This window comes from Winogradskyella thalassocola (assembly GCF_900099995.1).
In the GTDB taxonomy this organism is placed as follows: Bacteria; Bacteroidota; Bacteroidia; order Flavobacteriales; family Flavobacteriaceae; genus Winogradskyella; species Winogradskyella thalassocola.
In genome coordinates, this window is record NZ_FNCZ01000003.1 from 301,426 (window position 1) to 325,774 (window position 24,349).

Below are 24,349 nucleotides of genomic sequence, written 5' to 3' on the forward strand. Positions count from 1 at the left end.
GCTTTTAAAACCCAACCCTAAAATCACAACCACTCTTATAATTGCTACAGCCAAAAGCCGTTTTGCCTTTTAAAACCTGACCTGATTTACACTTAGGACAAGCATCTCCAGCTTTAATAGTAGTTGGTTTTTTAACGGTTTGCTTAGGTTCAAATTTTAATTTAAAATTGTCGGTAAAACGTAACAAACCTTCTTGTGAATTCCCTTTTACGTTAAAACCTTTTAAATTAACTGTAGAACCTTTGGTTATTAATCTAATATATTGCTTTTCAGATATTTTCTTTCCACCTAAACTAAACGGTAAGGTGAAATCACATGATTTACCATAATGACTACAACCATAAGCCGATTTTCCTTTTATCAGTGAACCAGCCTTACATTTCGGACAAGAACTACCAACTATAGATTGAGTCTTTGATTTGGTTTTTGCTTTCGTTTTTGGTTTTCCAGCGGGTTTGTTGTTTACTGCTGAAATACGTGCTTGGACCGTTTCGCTTCGTACCTCATAAACTAAAGCATCCACCATGCGTTTCATACCTTTTATAAACGCACTTGCACTATACTCTCCTTTTTCAATGTCTTTTAATTGCTTTTCCCAAGTACCAGTAAGTTCAGCAGATTTTAAAAGTTCATTTTGAATCGTATCAATTAATTGAATACCTGTAATAGTGGGTAAGATCTGTTTCTTATTTCGTTTAATGTATTTACGTCTAAACAAGGTTTCAATAATATTGGCACGTGTAGAAGGACGACCAATACCGTTTTCTTTCATTAAATCTCTTAGTTCTTCATCTTCTACTTGTTTCCCTGCCGTTTCCATAGCACGTAAGAGTGTGGCTTCAGTATAATAATTTGGAGCTTTAGTCTGTTTTTCGAGAAACGAAGGTTCATGTGGTCCTTTTTCTCCTTTAACAAAAGATGGCAGTAGGCTCTCTTTTGTCACACTGAGCGCAGTCGAAGTGTCTTTCTTCTCAAAAACGATTCTCCAACCTTTAAATAAAATTTCTTTTCCTGTGGTTTTAAAGTTAACATCAGCCGCTTTTCCAATGACTGTGGTATTCGACACTTTACAATCGTCGTAAAAAACAGCAATAAAACGCTTCACGATAATATCATAAACTTGCTGTTCATTATATTGTAAATGCGTTTGCATTCCGGTTGGAATAATAGCATGGTGATCGGTTACTTTTTTATCGTTAAAAACCCGTGATGACTTCTTTATCTTTTTGTTTAGAATAGGTTCTGTAAGGGTCGAGTAATCAGTTAATTTAGATAAAATGCCTTTGACTTTCGGATAGACATCATTTGGTAAAAATGTAGTGTCAACTCTCGGGTATGTTACCGCTTTCTTCTCGTATAATTTTTGTGCAATTTTAAGTGTATCATCAGCTGAAAATCCAAACTTGGTATTACAATAAACTTGCAGACCTGTTAAATCGAATAATTTTGGAGCGTATTCAGTTCCTTTCTTTTTGGTGATAGAAACGATTTCAAAATCGTGTTCTTTGACTTTATTAGCTAGAATTTCCCCATCTTCCATTTTTAAGAAACGTCCTTCTTCATAACTAAAAAGGGTATCTCTATATAATGTCTGTAATTCCCAATAAGGCTGTGGAACAAAATTTTCAATCTCCTTAAAACGATTAACGAGCATCGCAAGGGTAGGAGTTTGCACACGTCCTACAGACAACACCTGTTTGTAGCCACCATGTTTAACCGTATATAATCGTGTGGCATTAATTCCTAAAAGCCAATCACCAATAGAACGCGAAAAGCCAGCATAATAAAGGTTGTCGTAATTTTTAGAAGGTTTTAAATTCTTGAATCCTTCTTTTATAGCTTCAGTTGTTAATGACGAAATCCATAACCGTTGCACTTCACCTTTATAATTTGCTTTGTTAATGACCCAACGTTGAATCAATTCTCCTTCTTGGCCGGCATCACCGCAGTTAATGACAACATCTGCTTTATCAAATAAACTTTTTACAATTTTAAATTGCTTCTTAATTCCGTCATTATTAGCCACCTTAACTTCAAATTTTTCAGGAAGCATAGGTAAGTTGTTTAAATCCCAACTTTTCCAATACGGTTTATAGTCAACAGGTTCAAACAAAGTACAAAGATGTCCAAATGTGTAAGTTACAGCATAACCATTACCTTCATAATAGCCATCACGCTTGGTGGTAGCTCCTAAAACAGAGGCGATTTCTCTAGCAACACTGGGTTTTTCGGCGATACAGACTTTCAAATTGGCTTGATTATTTTTGAAGGTGCAAAGTACTGAATTTTCAAAATACTAAACCAGAAATAAAGGAATTGATTATCGTGATTTCGTTTATACTATGACTAAAAATGACGAAAAAAAAACCAGGCACATTCAAGATAAAAATAAATTCTTTTTTCAGCGAGTCAGAATCAAGTCTTTGATCTCTTTTTAAAGCTCTAAAAGTAATTTTTGACCAATTTTTAAAGGAGACGATTGTTTAATCGCATTAGTTTTGCAAAGTCTTGATATAGACAAGTTATTACGTCGCGATATGGCGTAAAGCGTATCTCCTTTTTGTACCACATATAGTTTTGGCTGCCTAGCTAAACTGGCTAAGGCCGCTTCATCTGCTGATTTTATAACCTTAACCTTACTCACTTGTCTAGAGTTGTGGTATCTCGCATGTGTCCACTTTTGTGTCACCCAAACTTGTTCTGACCTAATAGCATTTTTAGAAGAAAAGTCAAAAAGATATTCCGGATGAATTTGTTCTCCTTTATAGCTAAGTTCTAAATGGAGGTGGCTTCCTCTAGAGTTTCCGGTGTTGCCACCTTTGCCTAAATATTGACCTCTAACTAAAGTGTCATTGGCTTTAACACCAATATGAGATAAATGTGCGTACGTAGATTCTAAACCGTTATAATGACGAACAACAACCGTATTGCCAAATCCGTTGGCGTATTTTGCAAAACGTACAACACCATCTAAGATGGTCACTACAGTATCTCCTGTTACTAAATCGATATCAATACCATTATGTGGTCTACCTCTTCGCCAACCATAGCGCGATGTTACCACTTTAGTATGTGGTACTGGAGAGGCATACGTGCTATCTGCAAAATTTAATTCTAATGGAAATTGAAGTGTTGTATCAACATATGGATTGTGTACTGTGGTATCCCAATGATCTGCTTTAATATCAATAACCAAAGCTTTTTTTGTGATTAGCGGAATCTCAACGGTTTCAACAATGATACCTCTATTGATTTTATAGGTTTGTAATTCAATTTTTAAAGAATTGGAAAGGGAATCGTTTTGAGCGATTGCAAATAATGAACCACACAAAAAAGCAATACTAATAAGAATGTATTTCATAGAGGGAAAAGTAATCTAATAAGCTTTTGAAACGTAAAGATATAATAATTATTGTTTCGTCATAACAATCAATGCTAAAGCTGATTATGGCTGTTTGTTTATTGAAATTCGGTATGGGTTAGAACGCGTTGTAAATGAGCTAAGTACTAGAGTCTAATTGTCCTAATTTTGTAGTATTGCAACAAGGAACTTGTTGCATGATTAATAGATTTCAGAACGTTTAGTTTGGCGTTTTGGTTAGGTTTGAAAAAGCATCAATTTACTTGATGCTTTTTTTGTGTGACAAAGTGTTGTAAATTTGCAACTTCTAAAGATAATCCGAAATTAAATTTATGTCTGTAACAAAGCAAGCTGTTCAAGAAAAAAAAACCGATAAAGAATTATACGACTACCAACAAGGCGCAATAAGCCAGATTTTCGAAAAGTTTGATACAGAACGTGACGATTATCACTTATTATATCAATTACCTACTGGTGGTGGTAAAACGGTGATCTTCTCTGAGATGGTACGTCAATACCTTAAGAACCATAAAAAAAAGGTATTAATAATGACACACCGAGTGGAGCTTTGTAATCAAACTTCTAAAATGTTAGATGGTTTTGGTGTCACAAATAAAGTGGTGAATAGTAAGGCCAATTTGGATGATCAAGCAGAATATTCATGTTTCGTTGCTATGGTTGAAACTTTAAATAATCGACTGAATGACAATATGTTAGATATTTCTGATGTTGGTTTAGTTATTATTGATGAGGCGCATTACAATTCATTTACGAAGTTATTTAAATTTTTCGAAAAGTCCTTTATTCTTGGAGTTACAGCAACTCCTTTAAGTTCTAATAAGGAGTTACCGATGAAGGATAACTACGATGAACTTATCACAGGTGAAACTATTGAGAATCTTATAGAAAACGAGTTTTTAGCAAGAGCTGAGACGTATGCTTACGATATGGGATTAACATCTTTAGAAGTAGGTTCTAATGGTGATTATACCGTAAAATCTTCTGAAGATTTGTATTCGAGTCCTGCGATGCTTCAAAAATTAGTAGATGCTTACAAAAAGCATTCACTAGGGAAGAAGGCTTTAATTTTTAATAACGGTATTAATACGTCTATAAGTGTGTATTATGCTTTTAAGGAAGCAGATTTACCAGTTATGCACTTAGATAACACAGCGACAAAGAAACAACGTAAACAGATTTTACAATGGTTTCATGAAACGCCTGACGCTATTTTAACGTCTGTAAGTATCTTAACTACTGGTTTTGATGAGCCAACTATTGATACTATTATCTTAAACAGAGCAACAAAATCCTTGACGTTATATTACCAAATGATTGGTCGTGGGTCTCGTATTTTGAATAATAAATCGAAATTTACAACTATTGATTTAGGAAACAATCTTTACAGATTTGGACCTTGGGGAGCAGATTTAGATTGGCAGTTGATATTTAAGTCACCAAATTGGTACGCGGATCGTATTAAAGATGATGATGCTATTGAATCGAACTTCAAACACGATTTATCGGATGAAGTTAAAGAAGAATTCTCTAAGTCTGAAGAAACCTATTTTGACATTAAGCAAACTTACAAGGATGCTGTAGATAGTGGAGAATCCTCGAAAGTGGTATTAGAACGTTCTATAGAACAACATGCCAAAATTTGTATAGAAAATAGTGAAGATGTTTATGATGCTCTAGCCTTGGCTAAATTATTAAAAGACGATATTAATCAACGTATTGAAACCTACGCTAAATGTATTAGTAGAAGTACTTATAACTTCTTAAAATGGTTGAAAGACGATTATCAAAAGAAATTAAGCACATATATACGAACTAATTTTGATGAAAAATTCGAGGAAATTCATGGGTTTCCACCTGAAGATTAAAGCTTTGTAATAAAAAGAATTAAATAGATTTTGTATTATAAAATAGCGTAATTTTGCGCCTTATTTTAAAATACTAAAAATGAAACGCATTAGTCAATACAAAAAGCTTTTTTCTGTAGAAGATTCAATTAATCTTAAAGATTTAAAAAAGACCTATAGAAACTTAGTGAAAGAATGGCATCCTGATAAATTTCAAGATGGAGATGCTGGACAAGAAGAAGCAGAATTAAAGAGTGTTGAAATCATTGATGGTTATCATTTTTTAGTAAGTATAGCTCCAGAAACAAAAGCAGCAAACCTTGAAGAATACACAGCAACAATCACTGATTCTAGCATTGTAGACTTTCAACATAAAGGGTTGTTGTTAGAAATAACATTTTTAGACGGAGCAACATACGAGTATTTTGGTGTTCCTAAAGGTGTGTTTATCAAGTTTTTAAACTCGGATAAACAAATGCGTTTTGCAAGACGAAGTATCTTCAATTCTTACACTTATAGAAAGTCGAAAAAAGAACTTCAAGAAGCTTAATACAACGTAACACGTAGTCCCTATTATAGTTATGAGTAACGATACATCAGATAAGACAGAAGAGATTTCAATCCAAGAGATTGAAAACTGCATTTCTATTTTAGAACGGTTAGTTACTGATACAGATCAGATTTTCGAAATCCCGAAACCGCAGCGAACTGCTTTAATCAAAGCTTCCGGACAATTATCACGTCCGAGTAGAGAAGAGTTTTCGCGTCGTAAAAAGGATGCTAAAAAAGCTGAAAAGCGAAAGAAAGCGGCTAGAGATAAAAATGCTAGAAAAGTAACAGGAATACGTAGTGCAAGAGAAGCACATGTTTTTGTGGCTCCAAAATTATTGCCTGAAGCCGATTTAAAAGCTAAAGAACAATTAGAACTAGAATCTCCACGAAACTGCTACGTTTGTAAAACATTATTCACCAAATTGCATCATTTTTATGATACCATGTGTGAAGACTGTGGGGACTTTAATTATGCAAAACGTTTTCAAACGGCTGATGTTAAAGGACAAGTTGCTGTGATTACCGGATCGCGTTTAAAAATTGGTTACCATATTACTTTAATGTTATTACGAGGTGGAGCAACAGTGATTGCAACCACACGTTTTCCTGTAGATTCTGCATTGCGTTTTTCTAAAGAAGAAGACTTTACAGAATGGGGCCATCGCTTAAAGATTCACGGTCTCGATTTAAGACATATTCCTAGTGTAGAAATTTTCTGTAATTTTATAGAACAACGCTACGAAAAGCTTGATATTCTTATAAATAACGCGGCACAAACGGTGAGAAGACCAGCAGGTTTTTATAGTCACTTAATGCCAAACGAAGAACGACCAATAGAAGAGTTGCCTAAGTTTGCCCGCGATTTATTAAACGATCACACTGAATGTTTAGTAGAGTTACAAGAATTAACCTCTGGTGCTTCACCAAATAAAAATATGCCTGTAACATGGCATGGACCAGAGCCTGGTATTGGTTTACGTTCATCAGCTAAATTATCTCAGATTCCTTATAGCTTTGATAACACATTGGTATCGCAAGACGTGTTTCCGGAAGGGAAATTAGATGCCGATTTACAACAAGTGGATTTAAGAAAAACCAACAGTTGGAGACTTAAATTGGGTGAAATTGAAACCACAGAAATGATTGAGGTACAACTCGTCAACTCTGTAGCACCTTTTGTATTGTGTAACCGTTTGTCTGAAGTGATGAAAAAAGACCACACAGGGCAAAAGCATATCATTAATGTGTCTGCAATGGAAGGGAAGTTCCACTCGTTTTTTAAAGAAGATCGTCATCCACATACCAACATGGCCAAAGCCGCTTTAAATATGTTAACGCATACAGCAGCAGGTAGTTTAGCCAAAGAAGGTATTTATATGAATGCAGTTGACACTGGTTGGGTAACTGACGAGGATCCTGCTGAACTGGCAAAACGAAAACAAGACCTGCACGATTTTCAACCACCTTTAGATATCGTAGATGGAGCTGCTCGTGTTATGGATCCGCTTTTTGATGGTATTAATACCGGAAAACATTGGTCTGGTAAATTCCTTAAAGATTACCGACCTATTAGTTGGTAGTTTTGTTATTCTGAGGTTTAGCCGAAGAATCTCAATATTAAAAAAGAAAGAGATTCTTCATGTCGTTCCTCATTCTGAATGACAATGGCTTTCAATTAAAAAGAATTTCATAATATATTTCACTACTTTTTCTAAAGAATTACAAATCGGTAGAAGTACCTTTGCAACATAATAAAAATACTATGGCATCATTTTCAGAATTAGGAATACACAAAAATTATATAAAAGGATTAAAAGAACTGAATATTGTAAATCCAACGGAAATACAAGAAATGGTTATTCCTATTTTGTTGAAATCTAACACAGATTTAATAGGATTAGCGCAAACAGGAACAGGAAAAACGGCAGCTTTTGGCTTACCTGTTTTACATGCTATTGATACTAATAATTCTGATGTACAAGCTTTAATTATTGCTCCAACGCGTGAGTTGGTACAACAGATACAAAAGCAACTATTCCGATTTACGAAATATATTGATCAGAAGATTTTCTCTGAAGGGGTGTATGGTGGTGAAAAGATTGACCGTCAAATTAAAAACCTAACCAGAACAACACATATTGTAGTGGCTACACCTGGACGTTTACTCGATTTGGTAGAACGTGGTGCTGTTGATATTTCAAACGTAAAAATCTTAGTTTTAGATGAAGCCGATGAAATGTTGAGTATGGGTTTCAAAGAAGATTTAACCAAAATCTTGCAATACAATACTAAGAAAAGAAACACATGGTTATTTTCTGCAACAATGCCAGACGAAATTAAAAATATCGTTAAAAATTATATGTCTAAGGAGGCAGTTCGCATAGAGGTGAATAAAAATGCTTTAGTTAACGAAAATATTTCACATCACTTCATTCATACGTCTATTAAAGACAAAGTAAATCTGATTACCCGAATCTTAGACAAACGTCAAGATGAAAGAGGTATCATTTTCTGTAAAACAAAAGCGGGTACACAAGCTTTGGCACATCAATTACAAAAGGAAGGTTTTGCAGTTGGTGCTTTAGAAGGTGATATGCAACAAAAAGAACGCGATAAAGTTATGCGTGCTTTTAAGAACGAAAGTTTACAAGTTTTAATTTCTACAGATGTTTCAGCCAGAGGTATCGATGTTAATAATTTAGCGTTTATTTTACATCATCAATTACCAGAACATTTAGAGTATTACACGCATAGAAGTGGAAGAACAGCAAGAGCAGGTAAAACGGGCCAGTCTATTGCGTTAATCATTCCTGGAGAAATGCAAAAGGTATTAGATCTACAGAAAGCTTTAGGGATTTCGTTTAAAGAGATTGCGATTTAATAATTGAGTTCGAATTAATCGCACTTTATTTTTACAATATTTTATCGAGAATCTTTTGAAATAAAAAGATTCTCGATTTTTTTATGCTTTTAAATCACTATAAGTGGAGTTTCGTAAAGTATTTCAATTGATATTTCTTTAAAATAATCATACCCAAAAATGGAGCGAGCTAACACGGTGTTTTAAATTGATATAATTCTTAAAACTCTTCAAATTGATACTACAGCACTTTCATATTTTAGTATTATCTTGTGTCTTTATTAATCACTAGACAAATTAATACTCATGAAATCATTCTCAATAGAAGACATAAATGCCATTATTAATGGTGAAGTTTTTGGCGAAACTACGAATCAAATTACTGGATTAGAGCAAATTCAGAAGGCAAATGAACATCAGGCGACCTTTATTGGGAACCGAAAATTTGCAGGTTTATGGAAAGACTCTAAAGCGAGTTTAGCTATTGTTAATGATAATATTGATATTGAACCTGGAGAGAATCGTGTGTTTATTAAAGTAAAGAATGCCGATTTAGCCATGGCTAAATTACTTGAAACCTTTACGCCTAAACCTCCACATTTTGAAACTGACATTCATCCGTCTGCAACAATCGATAAATCTGCTAAAATAGGTAATGGAAGTAGAGTAGGTGCGGGTTCTTATATTGGTAAAGATGTTGTTTTAGGAGAAAACGTAACTGTTTATCCGAATGTGACGATTTTAGATGAAACCACTATTGGTGACTTTACTACAATTTGGTCTGGTACTATAATTAGAGAACGCTCAGTTATTGGAACCCATTGTATTTTTCATAATAATGTGAGTATCGGAGCTGATGGTTTTGGATACCGACCAAGTGATGATGGTAGAGGCTTAGTGAAGATTCCTCATATTGGTAATGTTGTCATTGGTAATGCTGTTGAGATTGGTGCTAACTCTTGTGTAGATCGCGGTAAATTCAGTTCTACGATATTAGGAGACGGTTGTAAGATTGACAATTTGGTTCAAATTGCACATAATTGTGTCCTTGGACGTTCTTGTATTATGGCAGGAAGTTCTGGACTTGCAGGTTCTGTAACTCTAGGTGATGGAGTTATTATTGGTGGCTCTGCGTCTATTAAAGATCATACTACAATTCACTCAGGAGCAACTGTTGGTGCCGGTTCTGGTGTTATGAATGACGTTGCTGCTGGAAAAACCGTATTAGGTTATCCTGCTGTGGATTCTAGAGAGATGTTGAAACAATGGGTGGCGCTTAGAAAACTAGCGCGCTAGATTAATCCTTTTTTAAATAAGTACATGGATGTCACTTCGAGTGAAATTTCTTTTTTTGGAATTTTGTATCGAGAAGTTCTTTACTACAAATAGTTCTCGATACAAATTTGCTAAGGCAAATTCACTCGAACTGACGTTATTATTTTAAAATTAAACTAGGACTTAAATATTAAGCTGTTTTCTGCTCTACATTTTGTTTTAGATGTAATAAGCCTGCAACCATACCATCCAATTCATGTTCTAAAAAGGTGGCATTTCTTTTACTGAATCCTTTAATGCTGTTGGCATAAAGTTCTACGCCACAATGTTTGATATTCACACTATAAGTGTCATTTTCTGCATCTAATTTAACTGAAGTTCTGTAATCGCTTGATACTAATAACCAGTAACATAAACTATTAATCTGGTTAAACAATGAGAATTTTGTTTCCATAATATTTAGATTTAATAGATAGAGGGAGATCTAAAGCAAAGGTATAGGCAAAGTTATCTAGACTCAAACATGTTTGTTGTAGGGATCGGTTTTATCGGTAAGATGATTTTAATCGCTTATAAATCCGATAATTAACGCTATTTAATTTGTGGCATCATATTTGAATACTACTAAGTAATTATTAAAATTAAATATAATATTATTATGAGTACAGGAACAGTAAAATTCTTCAATGATGCTAAAGGCTTCGGATTTATTACAGAAGAAGGTTCTAACAAAGAACATTTTGTCCACATTTCTGGATTGATTGATGAAATTCGTGAGGGAGACCAAGTAGAATTTGATCTTACAGAAGGCAAAAAAGGTTTAAACGCAGTAAATGTAAAAGTTATCTAATATATCGCTTAACCTCAGTTATGAAAGCCCATCACATTGTGATGGGCTTTTTAGTTACGCTATTTTTTGATAGCATTATTTTCCTATCATAATGGATTTTACGTTGACGAATTCTTTCATACCAAAACCACCATGCTCGCGTCCATATCCAGAATCTTTAACTCCTCCAAAAGGCATATTAGGATAGGCTGTTCCAAATTTATTAATAAAGACCATGCCCGTATCAAAGTGTTTTTCGGCTAATTCTATAGCGTGATCAACGTTTTTAGAAAAGATACCTCCACCAAGTCCAAAACGACTGTCATTAGCAATACGCATCGCTTCCTCTTCGTCTTCAGCTTTGATAAGTGCGGCTACAGGTCCAAAAAGTTCATCGTCATAAGCGGGTTGACCTTTAGTCACATTTTCTAATACCGTAGCTGGATAATAGTAGCCGTCGCCTTCAGGTATTTCACCACCACAAAGTACTTTAGCTCCGTTTTTGATACTTTTTTCAACTTGCTCATGTAGGGTTTCTCTTAAATCTTTTCGAGCTATAGGTCCTAATTTGGAAGCTTTATCAGTAGGGTCGCCCAATTTTAAGTCTTTCATTGCTTTTACAAAGCCGTCTCTAAATTCATCATAGACAGACTCAACCACAATAAAGCGTTTTGCCGCAATACAGGTTTCACCATTATTGTAAATACGTCCCATAACGCAGGTCTTTATTGCTAGTTCTAAATCGGCATCCTCAAGTACCATATAGGCATCATTACTACCCAATTCTAAAACTGATTTTTTTAATGCTTTCCCTGCTTTTTCACCTATAGCTTCACCAGCAACAGGACTTCCCGTTAAGGTAACACCTCTTATTAATTTATGTTTAATGAGTTCATCCGATTGCTCATGATTGATAATCATTACACTAAATAAGTCTTCTGGTAAACCTGCGGCTTTGTATATAGATTCTAATAATTTCGCTGTTCCTGTGACGTTGGAAGCATGTTTTAATAATACGCTATTTCCTGCCATTAAGTTGACGATGCTATAACGTATGACTTGATATGACGGGTAATTCCAAGGCTGAATACCATATATTACACCCATAGGAGCGTAGGTAATAATCCCTTTTCCTCCATCTTGTAATTCACGTTTTTCACTTTTTAGAAATTCTGCAGCATTGTCTGCTGAGTAATCACAGATCCCAGAACATAGATCAACTTCTTGATGACTTTGTTTGAGAAGTTTTCCCATTTCATCCGTCATTAATTCTGCTAATTCTGTTCTGTGATTTTGAAGTTCTTTTCCTATGGCTTTTATAATTTTTCCGCGTTCTTCAAAGGACTTCATTTTCCATTTTAAGAATGCGTCGTGCGATTTCTTTACTGTTGATTCTACCTGATCATCCGTCATATAGGTATATGATGCTAATTCTTTTCCATTAGCAGGATTAGTAGTTGTGAATGTGTCTTTTTTTATTTTCGTTTCCATAGTTTCAATTTTTTTATGCTTTAATTTTCCTTTTATTGTTGTTCGCTTGGTACCAAGTAGATATCATTAATGTTGACGCGATTAGGCTGTAATAGTGTATAATGAATAGCATTGGCAATATCCTCAGCTTCTAAGGTGGTCATCTCTTGCATTTTCTGTAAGTTTTCTTTAATGTCTTCATCTGTAATGGTATCGGTTAACTCCGTTGCTACGGCACCTGGCTCAATAGACGTGACGTTGATACCATATTTAGGAGCTAGCTCTTGTCTTAGGCCTTCCGAAAACATTTTTACTGCAGCTTTAGTGGCACAGTATACGGCACCACCAGGGAAATAGCGATGTGCAGCCATAGATGAAATATTAATAATATGGCCTCCTTTATTTTCTTTCATTTTGGGTAGTACTGCGGCAACACCGTTGAGCACACCTTTTAGATTTACATCTACCATTTGTTCCCATTCCTCTGTTTTTAGTTTTTCAACAAAAGATAAGGGCATGAGTCCTGCATTATTCACTAAACCGTTGACTTTTCCATAGTTTTCAATGGTTTGAGAAACAACATGGTCAAAATCTTTCTTTTTGGTCACATCGCCAGTAACGACTAAAGCAGTTCCGCCTTCTTTTTCGATGGCTTGTTTTATATCATTTAATTTTTCTTCTCGTCTTGCCATTAAAACCACTTGAGCTCCATCTTTAGCAAGTTTTTTAGCTGTAGCTTCTCCAATTCCACTTGATGCTCCAGTGATTATAATAGTCTTATCTGTTAAATCCATGACTTCGGTGTTTTAATAATTATTTATAGACTACTAAATTGCAACCTATTGTAGGATTCACTTAACGGTAATGGGATAAATATTGCCGTAAATAGTAATAGGATAGAAATAGGGCAGTGGCCCACTCTAAAATTTAGTGTTGCTTTTCATTACCATTAAGATTCTTATTGAATGCGGTAATGAATGCTATGTGTTCTTTCTAATTTTATACATTGATAAGCTGACTCTACTAGCTTTAAATTAAAGTTGACTCATTAAAAATAAAAGACATGTTAAAACCAAGACAGAAAACACCAGACTTAAGCCTAAATTTAGTCAATGGTACGGAATGGACCTTAAGTAAACAGAAGCCAGAAGCCTTTACCTTATTGATTGTTTATAGAGGTCTTCACTGTCCGGTGTGTAAAAAATACTTAGAAGAATTACAAACGAAGCTATCGAAGTTTGATGATTTGGGAGTGAATGTTATTGCCGTTAGTAGTGATACGGAGGCCATAGCAAAGGAAACCTATGAGGAATGGGATATTGCTGATGTGCCTTTGGGCTACGAATTTCCAATAGAAGAAGCTCGCGAATGGGGCTTATTTATTTCAAAAGGGATTAAGAAAGAGCCCGAAACCTTTATAGAACCTGGATTGTTTGTGATACGACCGAATCAAGAATTGTATTGTGCGTCTATACAGACCATGCCATTTGCTAGACCAGGCTTAGATGACGTTATTGGTGCAATTAAGTTTGTACTAGATAAAGATTATCCGGCTAGAGGAGAGGCTTAATAGTTCTAAATATACATAAAACGTAAAGTCGGTCATGGCTTTACGTTTTTCTATCCTGATATACTATGAGTGATTCAAACACATTTAAAATTCAACACTTACCGCGCTTGTTGGTGGCTTCTGGGAAATCTTGGTTTGCTGGTGAACCATTTCAGCGGAGTGCTATTGTGGCTTACTATGCCGTGTTATCGCTACCGGCTTTGGTGATTATTATTTTGAAAGTGGTCGGTAGTGTTTGGGGAGAAGATATTGTACGCGGGGAATTGTTGGGAGAAATATCAAAAGCTATAGGAAGCGACGCTGCTGACGCTATTAGAACCATGATTGAAAATCAGAGCGGCCAAGAAACTTCGGTATTTGCTACTGTAATTGGTATTGGTACGTTGTTATATGGTTCTACGGGAGTGTTTTTTCAATTACAATCTGCTTTAGATAAGATATGGGAACAAGAACCGGCTTATAAAAATGATGTTGTGGCTACATTAATGAGTCGTGTGAAGAGTTTTGGGTTTATTCTAATTCTAGGATTCTTATTGTTAACCAGTTTTGTATTAACCTCATTGTTGAGTACGTTTAGTCGACAGTTAAACAAATTCTTGCCAGAGAATCTATTCGATTATTTGTTTGTGATTGACTTTCTGGTATCCTTAACCTTTATCTATGTTTTGTTTGCTACGATGTTTAAATATTTACCATCGGCAAAGATTACGTGGAAATCGGTACGTTCAGGAGCCGCATTGACCACCATATTATTTTTAATAGGTAAGTATCTCTTGGCGTGGTATTTTAATACCATGGAGCCAGGTTCCACCTATGGTGCTGCGGGCTCTATTATTTTAATTATGCTGTGGGTGTCGTATTCGAGTTTAATATTATTATTTGGGGCGCATTTTACAAAGGCATATGCGGATCAATATGTTGAAAATGACCATATCTCTTAAGTCTTTTTTTGAAGTACTTTAAAGTGGAGTAAAGGTCCACTAAATTTATATCGCTTATTTTTTTAAAAGTCAATCTCTGTAGGATGGACTTTTTTTGTATTTTAAAGCCATGAAATTGTTCAATAAAATTAGATTTAGACTATTAAAAGGTAAGCAATTAACTAATTATTTAGTGTATGCCTTTGGTGAAATTATTCTTGTTGTTATTGGAATTCTGATTGCCTTATGGATTAATAATTGGAATAATGAACGACAAATAGCAAATACCAACAGAAGTTTACAAGACAAAGTTTTGGTGCAATTGGAGCGTGATATTGCGACTGTAGATTATTTTAGAAAAGAATTAGACACATTAGATCAGGTGTATTTAAAATACTTAGAACGCGATTTTGATGAAACCAAAGCCGCTGGTAAGAATGTCTTTTCCATGATATTGTTTGAAGTGACAGAATTAGCCCTCGACGAACATGTAATAAACTGGATTGATAATGCCGAGTTAGACGATACAAAAGCCTCGGAAAAGCTAATTGATTTAAGTGGAACTTATAAATTATATTTTAAAAATATTAGTGATATTGAACGCATTATTTATGATAAGATAACAGGTAATCTGGAAATTTTGGAAAAAACACAATCTTGGTACACAGAATTGATTACAGATTTTAGTTGTAAAACAGATTGCGTTAAGTATCTACTAGAAGACGAAAATCATAAAGCAAGAATTGCATCATTGCGATTTATATACATAAAGGCTTATGGTGATATTGTGAATGGTTTCTATTATGATCTTAAAAATGCTAAAGCGTCTTTAAAAGAAAAGATGGGTGTTGCGAATTAGTAATTAGATGGATACAATTAAGTAGGGGGATTTTTTGAAAGTCTATTTTACATAATATAAATTATAGGACAATTTATAATAATTAGCGGAATAGCGCTTTTGGACGATATTTGACATCATCATAGTTCTAGTGACACACAGCTAGTCGCATCAACTCGCAGATTTATCATAGTAATATACCTTTTGTATGCTATTTGACATCATCATAATTCTTTAATGATTCATTGAGTCCTAAAACGTTAGCGATTTTATGTGCACGCTCATTGTTAGCTAACTCGTTTGTACGTTTTATATATGTTAGTTTATCTGTTACTGATAACTTTCATATTCTGAGCTGTAGACTTATAATTAGGAAATACGCGATTTATATAACTTTATGTCGTTGTGATGCTTTTTGTATTCTGATTAAGCTATAGGATTCAATTGGTGCTATATTATGGCAGACCCGAATGCGTCATGGCTCAGACACGGCTTTAACCCGGATTAGACCCGGAGTAACTACGGGTGAACCTCATATTTGGTATAGCTGTGAATTAACGGTGCGCCCTTGTTATTATTGGTTTAGGCACTGTTTGGGGTGTTTTGATTCTATTTTACATAATGTTCTTTTGGTTGTTGGTGTTTAGTTATTAGTTGATGGTTTACTAAATTATGGCTATGCATTGCATGGCTTGTGGTGTTCTGTATGTATGGTAGGATTGGTTTTGCTGTTTTAGGTATGCGATCCCTAGCCATACCGTAATTGCTACATCTGTTGGAATGCCGTTTTGCGTTGGCGTTTGCCATTGTAAATTGAGATTGTGGTGTGTTGTACTGAGTTTTAATGGTGGACTTTGTATAGCGCCACCCAAAGTGTTTTGTTCTGGATACGCTGTTCGATATGCCTTTTCATTGGGTTGCCATTGTAATTTAGAGACGCAACTTATGGCTGCTGTGAGCTGATAATGTGTGGCTTTTTTTGGGATTTTATAATGTTGGTTTGTTGTGCTTTGTGAACACTCTATTGTAATTATACGGCGTTGTGTATTGGCTGTAACATTGAGTTTTGAGTTGTATAGCTGGTGAAACGCTAAGTCTTTATTGAGTTGAAAGCCTATGAGGTTTGAAGGGGTATTAAAAAGATTGGCCTCTCTTTCTCCAAACTGACCACTCCCCTTTTGAATGATTTTACGGCAACAGCCTGTTAAACGGCTCGCCATATAGTTGTATTTGAACTGATTGGCTTTGTCTTCTAAGCCTCGTCGGATGGCTTTTGAGAGCTGTGATGCTGCTGCAAACTCTTGGTTATTACATTTTACATTTACAAATGCCGGATCGTTATTAATGCGCTCTCTTGACGGCCCTACAGCTTTGCGCACAATGTATTGGCCATTGAGCTGGTAAAAGCATTTTCCATTTAAAGTGCCTACGAGTTTTAGGATTCCCTTTTGTCTGGACATCTGGTTTTGAGTTACTTATGGGTTACAAAATAGTAAAAATAGTTGTTATTTTGTATTACTCACCTAAAGATTAAGTGTTTAGACTCTTAATGTTAATTATAATACTTCATCATCAAACGCTCAGTTGCTATCAATTACCTTAATATCCGTTAAAAATAAATCATAACCTATTAACCTTTAAATCAATACGATAAACGAAAATATTATAATAAGGAGTTAATATTAGCTAGTTTTCAGCCGAAATTATTTTTGAAATTATTTCAAGCTTACCAAATAAAACCAACTATCAATATAATATGACATAAAACTACCCGCTAGATTCTTCATGACCGCTTTCGTTTCTTTCGAGATATAGCACATGTTTTTTTTACTTGTATTTTTCTGTTAATACCGCATCGAATATGGCTAACAAGAAACTTATCACATCTTTAAGTATAGCAATTGCAACACTTACAGTTCTATATTTTTATGAGTCTCGAACGACTTCTTCAAATTATTCAGACTATGAACTTTTAGCGGTTTCAGATCATGAAAAACTAACGTCAGGATCTTACACGCTTCAACAATTACAAGATAACCATACGATTCCCACTTTTGAAAAACGGGATAAGGTTATAAACTCAAATACATCTCAATCCGTTGCATTAGTTAACCCAGCCATTACTGCTGTAGCTATTGCAAAGTTTCTTAATGGAAATATGCCAACCACTACTCCATCGGGTAATATTGGTATTCCGGCCTTACTGTCACAAACTGGAGCTTTCTCTAATTTGAGTGCGTTGACCCCTAGTCCAGGGCTCATCCCTTATGATATGATCGAACCTTTTTGGTCTGATGGAGCTGCCAAAAAAAGATGGATGGCCATACCAAACGATGGTTCTTATGATACTGCTAACGAACAAATAACATTTTCAAATGATGAAGCTTGGGATTTTCCTCAAGGCTCAGTCTTAATTAAACATTTTGAAGTTGGAGGAAAACGTCTTGAAACACGATTTGAAGTTAAGGGTGACGATGACGTTTATTATTATTTAACTTATAAGTGGAATAGCGCCCAAACCGATGCAACGCTATTAGATGATGCTGTTGATGAAGACGTTGTTGTAAACGGAGTTACCCAATCTTGGCATTACCCAAGTAGAGCTGAGTGTTCTTCTTGTCACTTTCCTCAAAATGGTAGTGTTTTAGGACCAAAAACAAGAAACCTTAATACCTCTATTTTATATCCTAGTTCAGGTATTACGATGAACCAACTCGTTAATTTTAGTGAACTTGGACTTATCACAGAAACTATTACCGACAGTAATGTAAGTAGTTACTCAGCGGTTGCTGCAAAAGACGATTTAAGCGCTTCTATAGAAGATAGAGCAAGGTCTTATATCGATGTCAACTGTTCAAGTTGTCACAACCCAACTGTTGATAATATCGCTATGTTTGATGCGCGATATACCACTCCATTAGGAAATCAAAATATTATTTATGGAGATGTTATTTATGATGAAGGTTTAAATGACCCTAAGGTGATCATTCCTCAAGATGTTTCGAATTCAATGGCGCATTTTAGAATGAATTCTACACAAACTGGTATTGAAATGCCACCTTTGGCTAAAGATGTTGTTGATACTGCTGGTGTTCAATTAATTGAAGATTGGATTAATAGTCTAACGCCCACAACGTCTTCTCCACCAGTAGCTTTGTTTTCAGCATCTACAGTATTTGGACCTGCGCCTTTGAGTGTTAGTTTTGATGCATCTGCTTCTACTGATCCTGATGAAGATCCTTTAACGTATTCTTGGGATTTTGGAGATGGTAATACAGGTATAGGACTTACAATTAATCATGTATATACGACTTCGGGTGAATTTACAGCAACACTAACGGTAAGTGATGGTTTACAATCTGACCAAACAAGCACTATAATTGCAGTGAACACTAGTAACCCTGGTGGAAACGCAGTTGCTTTCTCTGATGGAACTACGCTTCTTGGTCAAGACAACTTTAGTGGATTACCTATGGGAGTCATTGATATGAACGGCGATGGAAAAGATGATATTGTACAATTTAACAATGCTAAAAGTCTTCGTATTCAATATCAAAATGGAGCTGGACAACAGTTTACAAGCTACAATTACGGTAATGTAAGTAACAACAACCAATGGGGTACTGCCGTTGCTGACTTTGATCATGATGGTTATAATGATATTGTGTCTGGTGGTGCTTATGACAACTTAAAAATTATTAAGAATGCTAATGGTAACAATTCATTCTCGCAGTCTAATATACCAAACTCAAATATATTTTTACAAGGTGTAAATTTTGTCGATATCAATAACGATGGCTGGGCAGACATTTTTGCTTGTCATGATGACGCGGAAGCACGAGCATTTCAAAACAATCAAGATGGGACACTTTCATATGATGCGAATTTAATAAGCACTGAAACGACTCCAACTAGTGATAATTCAGGGAATTATGGGAGTATGTGGATGGATTACGATAATGATGGTGATCTGGATTTATATATTTCTAAATGTAGAGGTGGTGTTAGCAGCCCTAATGATCCGCGCCGTATAAACATGTTATGGCAGAATGATGGTGATAACAATTTTACTGAAGTTGCTGAACAAGCTAATCTTAAAATAGGTGCTCAAACCTGGTTTTCTGATTTTGGTGATATTGATAATGATGGTGATTTAGATGCTATTATAGTCAATCATTATGAAGCTCCTAATTTAATGCGTAACAATGGTGACGGAACCTTTACCGAAATTACTTCAGGTAGCGGTTTATTACCAACTCTGAATTCAACAAATAATTTAGCCATTCAAGGTTTCTTTAAAGATTTCAATAATGATGGCTATTTAGATTTAATGATATCAGGAACCGATAGTCACTTCCTTTTCTATAATAATGGGGATGGTACGTTTCAGAATGCAACAAATCCGTTTAACTCCAATCAAATTCAGTCGTTCTCTGTAGGAGATATTAATCATGATGGTTTCTTAGATATTTATGCTGGCTATGCTAGTGGATTCAATTCACCAACTACAACAAAAGATAGAATTTGGCTTAATAATGGTAATTCAAACAACTATCTTAATATTCAATTAGAAGGTTCTATTAGTAATATAAACGGTATTGGTGCTCGAGTAGAATTACATGGTTCTTGGGGCATACAAATAAGAGATGTTCGTTCTGGGGAAGGTTATGGTTTGGTAAATTCGTTTACGCAACATTTCGGACTAGGAGTCAGCACTCAAGTTGATAAAGTGGTCGTTAAATGGCCTTCAGGGATTGTTGATGAAATTCTTAATCCGGCCATTAATCAATTTTTAAAGATTATTGAAACCGAACCAACGCCAACCTGTTTTGACGGCTTTCAAAATGGTGATGAAACTGGAGTTGATTGTGGTGGATCTTGTCCAGATGCTTGCCCAGAACCACCTCCTTGTACAGACATCGTTGTTTCAATTACATTTGATAACTATCCAGAAGAAACAAGCTGGTCTATTCTAGACAGCTCCGGAACTACTGTTGCTTCCGGTGGAACTTATGATAATGAAGCAGATGGCTCTACAATCACTGTTGACGCATGCCTTGAGGATGGTTGTTATGACTTTATTATTAATGATGCTTATGGAGATGGTATTTGCTGTTCATACGGCAATGGATCCTATACTGTAACAGTTAATGGATTAGAAGTTGCTTCTGGTGGAAACTTTGAAAACTCTGAGACCACTAATTTCTGTGTGGGTCCCATCCCATGTGAAGGCATTGACTTAACTGTTATTGATGTAGATTTTGAAAACGGAACTGGTACCGATTGGATAACATCAGGAACTGCTACTTCTGGAACCTTTATTATTGCAAATCCAACAGAAGAATCGGATGGAGGTGTACAAACACAACCAGAAGATGATCATAGTACGACAGGAACAAACGCATTTTTCACAGCAACAAATACTTCAGTAGGCGTTAATGATATTGACGGTGGTGTTTCCATTGCTACTTCACCTATCTATTCCATTGCTGATGAGTCCAATTTATCAATTTGGTATTTCTTTGGTCAACGTGATGCTGGTGGTGATGCAGGTGATTTCTTTTTACTAGAATATTCACTTGATGGTGGTAACAGCTATACGACCCTTGCATCATATGGAGATGAAACCGTACAAGCATATTGGACTGAAGCCACAGCGGAAATTCCAGAAAACTCAAGTTTAGTCATTAGAGTATCTGCGGCTGATGGCCCAAATGGTGGTGATATTATAGAAGCAGGAATTGATGACTTTGTGGTTACCAAAATCTGCAAAGAACCAATAATTTATACCTATGATAACGACGTTTGGTCTCCGAATGACCCTAACAGCGTCTCTTCTTCTAATGATAATATTATAGTCGCAGCCGGTGAAGCTGTAATTTCTATGGATACTGACGTTAATACTATAACCGTTGAAGCTGGTGCCGCATTAACTGTAAATTCAGGTGTTACATTATCTGCTAACACAACGACTTTAAAATCGACATCTCAGTTATATTCTAGTTTAATAGTTGATGGAACGGTTGAGGGCATCGTGAAATATGAGCGCTTTGTTAATTCTAATGTCGGTGGAAATGATTTAATTTCACCACCCCTTTCTGGGCAGACATGGGCCGATTTTTTAGCTTCAGATACGAATGCTACAGACTTATTAAATAATGGTAGTACTGACCCCATAACCTATGCTTTTGGTCATTTTGATAAAACGGCCGATTCCTATATAAACTATACAAGTGCTGATGCTGAGTCTCCGACTTTAACTTTAGTAAGCGGAACAGGTTACAGAGCGGGAACAGATCCAAGTTTAGCTCCTGGAACGAATTTAACATTTACAGGTACAGTACCTCCATCATCAATTGCTGTAGATATTTTAAATACTGGCACCCTATTTACGGATTGGAATTTAATAGGTAATCCTTACCCATCTTATCTTGATATGGATTTGTTTTTGAAATTTGTTATATCTAACGGAACGGATCCCATCTTAAGAAATGTGGATGTTTTAGACAATATGTCTGGTATATATGGTTATGCAGGCGGTACTGTCGCCAATAAATGGGATGTTATTACATTAGCCAATGCTAGTGTCAAATTAATGGCGCCAGGACAAGGGTTCTATGTTGCCTCAAATGGAAGTTATGAAGATAATTATATTGTTTTTGATTCTTCGATGCGTGTCAAAGGTGCAGATGATGATTTTATTGTTGGACGTAATTCCGATTTATTAACCTTTTTAAAGCTTAACATCAATGCTTCAAACACTGATTATAGTACTGAATTCTATTTTAACGACAATGCAAGCTTAGGTTTAGACTTAGGATACGATGGTAAAATTTTAGGTAATGTAGCGCCTAGCTTTGCACTCTACTCGCATTTAGTAGAAGATAACACTGGGCTTCCAGTAGCTTTACAAGCTTTAAATCCTTCAGATTTAGTGAATACATTAATTCCTTTGGGAGTGAATTCAAATCAAGGTGAGCAAATAACTTTTAGTATACGTGAAACTACATTGCCAAGTAACGTTGACGTTTATTTGGAAGATCATGTCGCTAATACAGTCACCTTATTAAATACTGGTGATTATACATTTACACCAAATGTAGCCCTGAATGGTACAGGTCGTTTTTATCTTCGTGTCTCATCGTCTGTATTATCCGTAGTTGACAATACGTATGATTATGTACAAATTTATACCACCACTACTCCAAAAACCTTAATTATAAAAGGAGAGTTAGGTGCTAATACGGCGGTAAGTTTATATGATATACAAGGCCGATTAGTATTGAATTCGCCACTAAATCACTTCGATGTAATTAACAGCGTTGATATTTCGAGGATAGAAAGTGGTGTGTATTTAGTAAAAGTATTTAATGGTACTCAAAGCAAAACTCAGAAAGTCATAATTTATTAGATTATTAGTATTCAGTATTCAGTATTCAGTGTTCGGTGTTCGGTGTTCAGTGTTCGGTGTTCAGTATTCGGTGTTCAGTGTGTTCGGTGTTTAGTGTAAAGTGTAAAGTGTAAAGTGTAAAGTGTAAAGTGTAGAGTGTAGAGTGTGACGTTCAGCGTTTGATGAGATGCGACAATATATTATGGTATGGCGTTAATACGAATTAGCTGATCTGCTTAATTTTAAGCATTATATTGTGTTGGTGAAGCCTTATGATATACCAACTACGATTATATCAATTTAACCCGTTACTATCTCGTGTTTTGGGTTGATTTTTTGTACCTTATGGTATGTGGTTTGTGTTTATTATTAACCTTAAAAACAACGTATTATGAACTATTATTTTAGTAAAATTTTAAAAGGTAATTTTAACGATACCGTAGAAAAAGTTACCGTTGCACTTAAAACAGAACAGTTTGGCGTGTTAACGGAAATAGACATTAAAGACACGCTTAAAAAGAAGCTGGATGTTAATTTTAATAATTACAAAATACTAGGAGCTTGTAATCCTCCGTATGCTCATAAAGCTTTATTAGCGGAAAATAAAATTGGCACCATGCTGCCTTGTAATGTTATTGTGCAGGAATTAGATTCTGGTGATATTGAAGTGGCTGCTGTTAATCCTATGGCTTCTATGCAAGCGGTGGAAAATGACGCTTTAAAAGGGATTGCAGAAGAAATTACTGTGAAGCTAAAGGCTGTGATTGATAGGCTTTGATGGTTGTTAGTTGGTGGTGTTTCTTTATAAGACACTGCGTTTAATAATACAATCTGAAATCCAATAATTTGCAGGCGTTATAATGTCTATGGTGCAATTCTTCTATCACAGCAAACATATCATCATCTTCTTTAAATAAATTAAAGAAGGCTTCATCTAGTTTTGTGCTCGCTATACCATTATAGGCATGACCATAGCCAGAAACCGCTTTGGCTCCTGTGATATCTAAAAAATATTGTGCTTCTTCTTCGTCTAGATCCAAAATTTTGGCATTTGAAAAATGTAAAATCTTTCCGTTTAATTGGCCTTCAAAAAGTTCTGCAATTTCTTGTAAACTATAGTAATAGTCATTTAAACAAATGTTATTGGCTTCTCCCCTAATTACCAAATAGATGATTTCATAATCCTTAAAGTTATGATCATCTAGTACCAGTGCGTTTAAGCTGTCTTCTAGGCCTTCAATGGTGTCGCAAGTTTTATATATACTAGCTATGCCATAGTTTAGGGCCAATTGCTCTAAGTTTTGTTGTGCTTCGGTTACTGTGTTGGTGTCTATATCATCTACTCCTTCTAAGCAATAAATAAAATACTCTGTTTCTGTGATCTGTTCTTGGGGTACTTGTGGTCTTTTTTCTAGCAAG

General features: G+C 35.3%; 18 protein-coding genes. 11 read left to right on the top strand and 7 right to left on the bottom strand.

Features of this window, described 5'->3' with window-relative positions:
- Positions 1–4 precede the first annotated feature (4 nt).
- On the bottom strand, positions 5–2,248 hold the full coding sequence (locus BLT80_RS10545) for a type IA DNA topoisomerase (RefSeq protein WP_092467709.1): 2,244 nt from the start codon (positions 2,246–2,248) through the stop codon (positions 5–7).
- Between the two features lie 186 nt (positions 2,249–2,434).
- The gene (locus tag BLT80_RS10550; protein WP_092467711.1) at positions 2,435–3,361 is read right to left on the bottom strand and encodes a peptidoglycan DD-metalloendopeptidase family protein; all 927 of its coding nucleotides are present in this window, start codon (positions 3,359–3,361) and stop codon (positions 2,435–2,437) included.
- Between the two features lie 332 nt (positions 3,362–3,693).
- Here BLT80_RS10550 and BLT80_RS10555 point away from each other — a divergent pair, with 332 nt between their 5' ends.
- The 5 genes from BLT80_RS10555 to lpxD all read left to right on the top strand — a co-directional run bounded on the left by BLT80_RS10555 (position 3,694) and on the right by lpxD (position 9,934).
- Positions 3,694–5,247, top strand: a complete 1,554-nt coding sequence (locus BLT80_RS10555) for a DEAD/DEAH box helicase (protein ID WP_092467713.1) — start codon at positions 3,694–3,696, stop codon at positions 5,245–5,247.
- A 79-nt stretch (positions 5,248–5,326) separates the two neighbouring features.
- Positions 5,327–5,776 carry a KTSC domain-containing protein gene (locus tag BLT80_RS10560; RefSeq protein ID WP_092467714.1) on the top strand — a complete coding sequence of 150 codons (450 nt, stop codon included), beginning with the start codon at positions 5,327–5,329 and terminating at the stop codon, positions 5,774–5,776.
- A gap of 31 nt (positions 5,777–5,807) precedes the next feature.
- Positions 5,808–7,358 carry an SDR family NAD(P)-dependent oxidoreductase gene (locus BLT80_RS10565; RefSeq protein ID WP_092467716.1) on the top strand — a complete coding sequence of 517 codons (1,551 nt, stop codon included), beginning with the start codon at positions 5,808–5,810 and terminating at the stop codon, positions 7,356–7,358.
- Between the two features lie 182 nt (positions 7,359–7,540).
- Positions 7,541–8,659, top strand: coding sequence for a DEAD/DEAH box helicase (locus BLT80_RS10570; protein ID WP_092467718.1), 1,119 nt, complete (start codon positions 7,541–7,543; stop codon positions 8,657–8,659).
- Between the two features lie 285 nt (positions 8,660–8,944).
- The gene (gene lpxD, locus BLT80_RS10575) at positions 8,945–9,934 is read left to right on the top strand and encodes a UDP-3-O-(3-hydroxymyristoyl)glucosamine N-acyltransferase (RefSeq protein ID WP_092467720.1); all 990 of its coding nucleotides are present in this window, start codon (positions 8,945–8,947) and stop codon (positions 9,932–9,934) included.
- Positions 9,935–10,103: 169 nt separating this feature from the next.
- On the opposite strand, the gene BLT80_RS10580 is transcribed toward lpxD, so the two are convergent.
- Positions 10,104–10,367: a hypothetical protein gene (locus tag BLT80_RS10580; protein WP_092467722.1), complete on the bottom strand. Its 264-nt coding sequence runs from the start codon at positions 10,365–10,367 to the stop codon at positions 10,104–10,106.
- Between the two features lie 204 nt (positions 10,368–10,571).
- Here BLT80_RS10580 and BLT80_RS10585 point away from each other — a divergent pair, with 204 nt between their 5' ends.
- On the top strand, positions 10,572–10,763 hold the full coding sequence (locus BLT80_RS10585) for a cold-shock protein (protein WP_020897145.1): 192 nt from the start codon (positions 10,572–10,574) through the stop codon (positions 10,761–10,763).
- 75 nt (positions 10,764–10,838) lie between these two features.
- Here BLT80_RS10585 and BLT80_RS10590 read toward each other — a convergent pair whose 3' ends face one another.
- Both BLT80_RS10590 and BLT80_RS10595 read right to left on the bottom strand, forming a co-directional pair.
- Positions 10,839–12,233 carry an NAD-dependent succinate-semialdehyde dehydrogenase gene (locus BLT80_RS10590; RefSeq protein ID WP_092467724.1) on the bottom strand — a complete coding sequence of 465 codons (1,395 nt, stop codon included), beginning with the start codon at positions 12,231–12,233 and terminating at the stop codon, positions 10,839–10,841.
- 32 nt (positions 12,234–12,265) lie between these two features.
- Positions 12,266–13,006, bottom strand: coding sequence for an SDR family oxidoreductase (locus BLT80_RS10595; protein ID WP_092467726.1), 741 nt, complete (start codon positions 13,004–13,006; stop codon positions 12,266–12,268).
- Positions 13,007–13,275: 269 nt separating this feature from the next.
- Between BLT80_RS10595 and BLT80_RS10600 the strand changes: the two genes are divergently transcribed.
- From BLT80_RS10600 to BLT80_RS10610, 3 genes are all read left to right on the top strand, one after another.
- Positions 13,276–13,782, top strand: a complete 507-nt coding sequence (locus tag BLT80_RS10600; protein WP_092467728.1) for a redoxin domain-containing protein — start codon at positions 13,276–13,278, stop codon at positions 13,780–13,782.
- A 65-nt stretch (positions 13,783–13,847) separates the two neighbouring features.
- Positions 13,848–14,723 carry a YihY/virulence factor BrkB family protein gene (locus BLT80_RS10605; protein ID WP_092467730.1) on the top strand — a complete coding sequence of 292 codons (876 nt, stop codon included), beginning with the start codon at positions 13,848–13,850 and terminating at the stop codon, positions 14,721–14,723.
- Between the two features lie 109 nt (positions 14,724–14,832).
- Entirely contained in the window at positions 14,833–15,561 is a 729-nt protein-coding gene (locus BLT80_RS10610) for a hypothetical protein (protein ID WP_092467732.1), read from the top strand.
- Positions 15,562–16,205: 644 nt separating this feature from the next.
- Here the strand turns inward: BLT80_RS10610 and BLT80_RS10615 are convergent.
- On the bottom strand, positions 16,206–17,000 hold the full coding sequence (locus tag BLT80_RS10615; protein WP_092467734.1) for a hypothetical protein: 795 nt from the start codon (positions 16,998–17,000) through the stop codon (positions 16,206–16,208).
- 401 nt (positions 17,001–17,401) lie between these two features.
- Between BLT80_RS10615 and BLT80_RS10620 the strand changes: the two genes are divergently transcribed.
- Positions 17,402–22,951, top strand: coding sequence for an FG-GAP-like repeat-containing protein (locus BLT80_RS10620; RefSeq protein WP_092467736.1), 5,550 nt, complete (start codon positions 17,402–17,404; stop codon positions 22,949–22,951).
- A gap of 370 nt (positions 22,952–23,321) precedes the next feature.
- Positions 23,322–23,708, top strand: coding sequence for a DUF302 domain-containing protein (locus tag BLT80_RS10625; protein WP_092467738.1), 387 nt, complete (start codon positions 23,322–23,324; stop codon positions 23,706–23,708).
- Between the two features lie 40 nt (positions 23,709–23,748).
- On the opposite strand, the gene BLT80_RS10630 is transcribed toward BLT80_RS10625, so the two are convergent.
- On the bottom strand, positions 23,749–24,348 hold the full coding sequence (locus tag BLT80_RS10630) for a DUF6642 family protein (protein WP_092467740.1): 600 nt from the start codon (positions 24,346–24,348) through the stop codon (positions 23,749–23,751).
- Between the last annotated feature and the right edge of the window lies 1 nt (position 24,349).

What these genes read in the sequence shown, in the direction of transcription:
- BLT80_RS10555 (WP_092467713.1), top strand. Translation starts at nt 3,694, where the DNA reads ATGTCTGTAACAAAGCAAGCTGTTCAAGAAAAAAAAACCGATAAAGAA.
- BLT80_RS10615 (WP_092467734.1), bottom strand. Translation starts at nt 17,000, where the DNA reads ATGTCCAGACAAAAGGGAATCCTAAAACTCGTAGGCACTTTAAATGGA.
- BLT80_RS10610 (WP_092467732.1), top strand. Translation starts at nt 14,833, where the DNA reads ATGAAATTGTTCAATAAAATTAGATTTAGACTATTAAAAGGTAAGCAA.
- BLT80_RS10565 (WP_092467716.1), top strand. Translation starts at nt 5,808, where the DNA reads ATGAGTAACGATACATCAGATAAGACAGAAGAGATTTCAATCCAAGAG.
- lpxD (WP_092467720.1), top strand. Translation starts at nt 8,945, where the DNA reads ATGAAATCATTCTCAATAGAAGACATAAATGCCATTATTAATGGTGAA.
- BLT80_RS10590 (WP_092467724.1), bottom strand. Translation starts at nt 12,233, where the DNA reads ATGGAAACGAAAATAAAAAAAGACACATTCACAACTACTAATCCTGCT.
- BLT80_RS10550 (WP_092467711.1), bottom strand. Translation starts at nt 3,361, where the DNA reads ATGAAATACATTCTTATTAGTATTGCTTTTTTGTGTGGTTCATTATTT.
- BLT80_RS10585 (WP_020897145.1), top strand. Translation starts at nt 10,572, where the DNA reads ATGAGTACAGGAACAGTAAAATTCTTCAATGATGCTAAAGGCTTCGGA.
- BLT80_RS10625 (WP_092467738.1), top strand. Translation starts at nt 23,322, where the DNA reads ATGAACTATTATTTTAGTAAAATTTTAAAAGGTAATTTTAACGATACC.
- BLT80_RS10595 (WP_092467726.1), bottom strand. Translation starts at nt 13,006, where the DNA reads ATGGATTTAACAGATAAGACTATTATAATCACTGGAGCATCAAGTGGA.
- BLT80_RS10620 (WP_092467736.1), top strand. Translation starts at nt 17,402, where the DNA reads ATGGCTAACAAGAAACTTATCACATCTTTAAGTATAGCAATTGCAACA.
- BLT80_RS10605 (WP_092467730.1), top strand. Translation starts at nt 13,848, where the DNA reads ATGAGTGATTCAAACACATTTAAAATTCAACACTTACCGCGCTTGTTG.
- BLT80_RS10580 (WP_092467722.1), bottom strand. Translation starts at nt 10,367, where the DNA reads ATGGAAACAAAATTCTCATTGTTTAACCAGATTAATAGTTTATGTTAC.
- BLT80_RS10570 (WP_092467718.1), top strand. Translation starts at nt 7,541, where the DNA reads ATGGCATCATTTTCAGAATTAGGAATACACAAAAATTATATAAAAGGA.
- BLT80_RS10560 (WP_092467714.1), top strand. Translation starts at nt 5,327, where the DNA reads ATGAAACGCATTAGTCAATACAAAAAGCTTTTTTCTGTAGAAGATTCA.
- BLT80_RS10600 (WP_092467728.1), top strand. Translation starts at nt 13,276, where the DNA reads ATGTTAAAACCAAGACAGAAAACACCAGACTTAAGCCTAAATTTAGTC.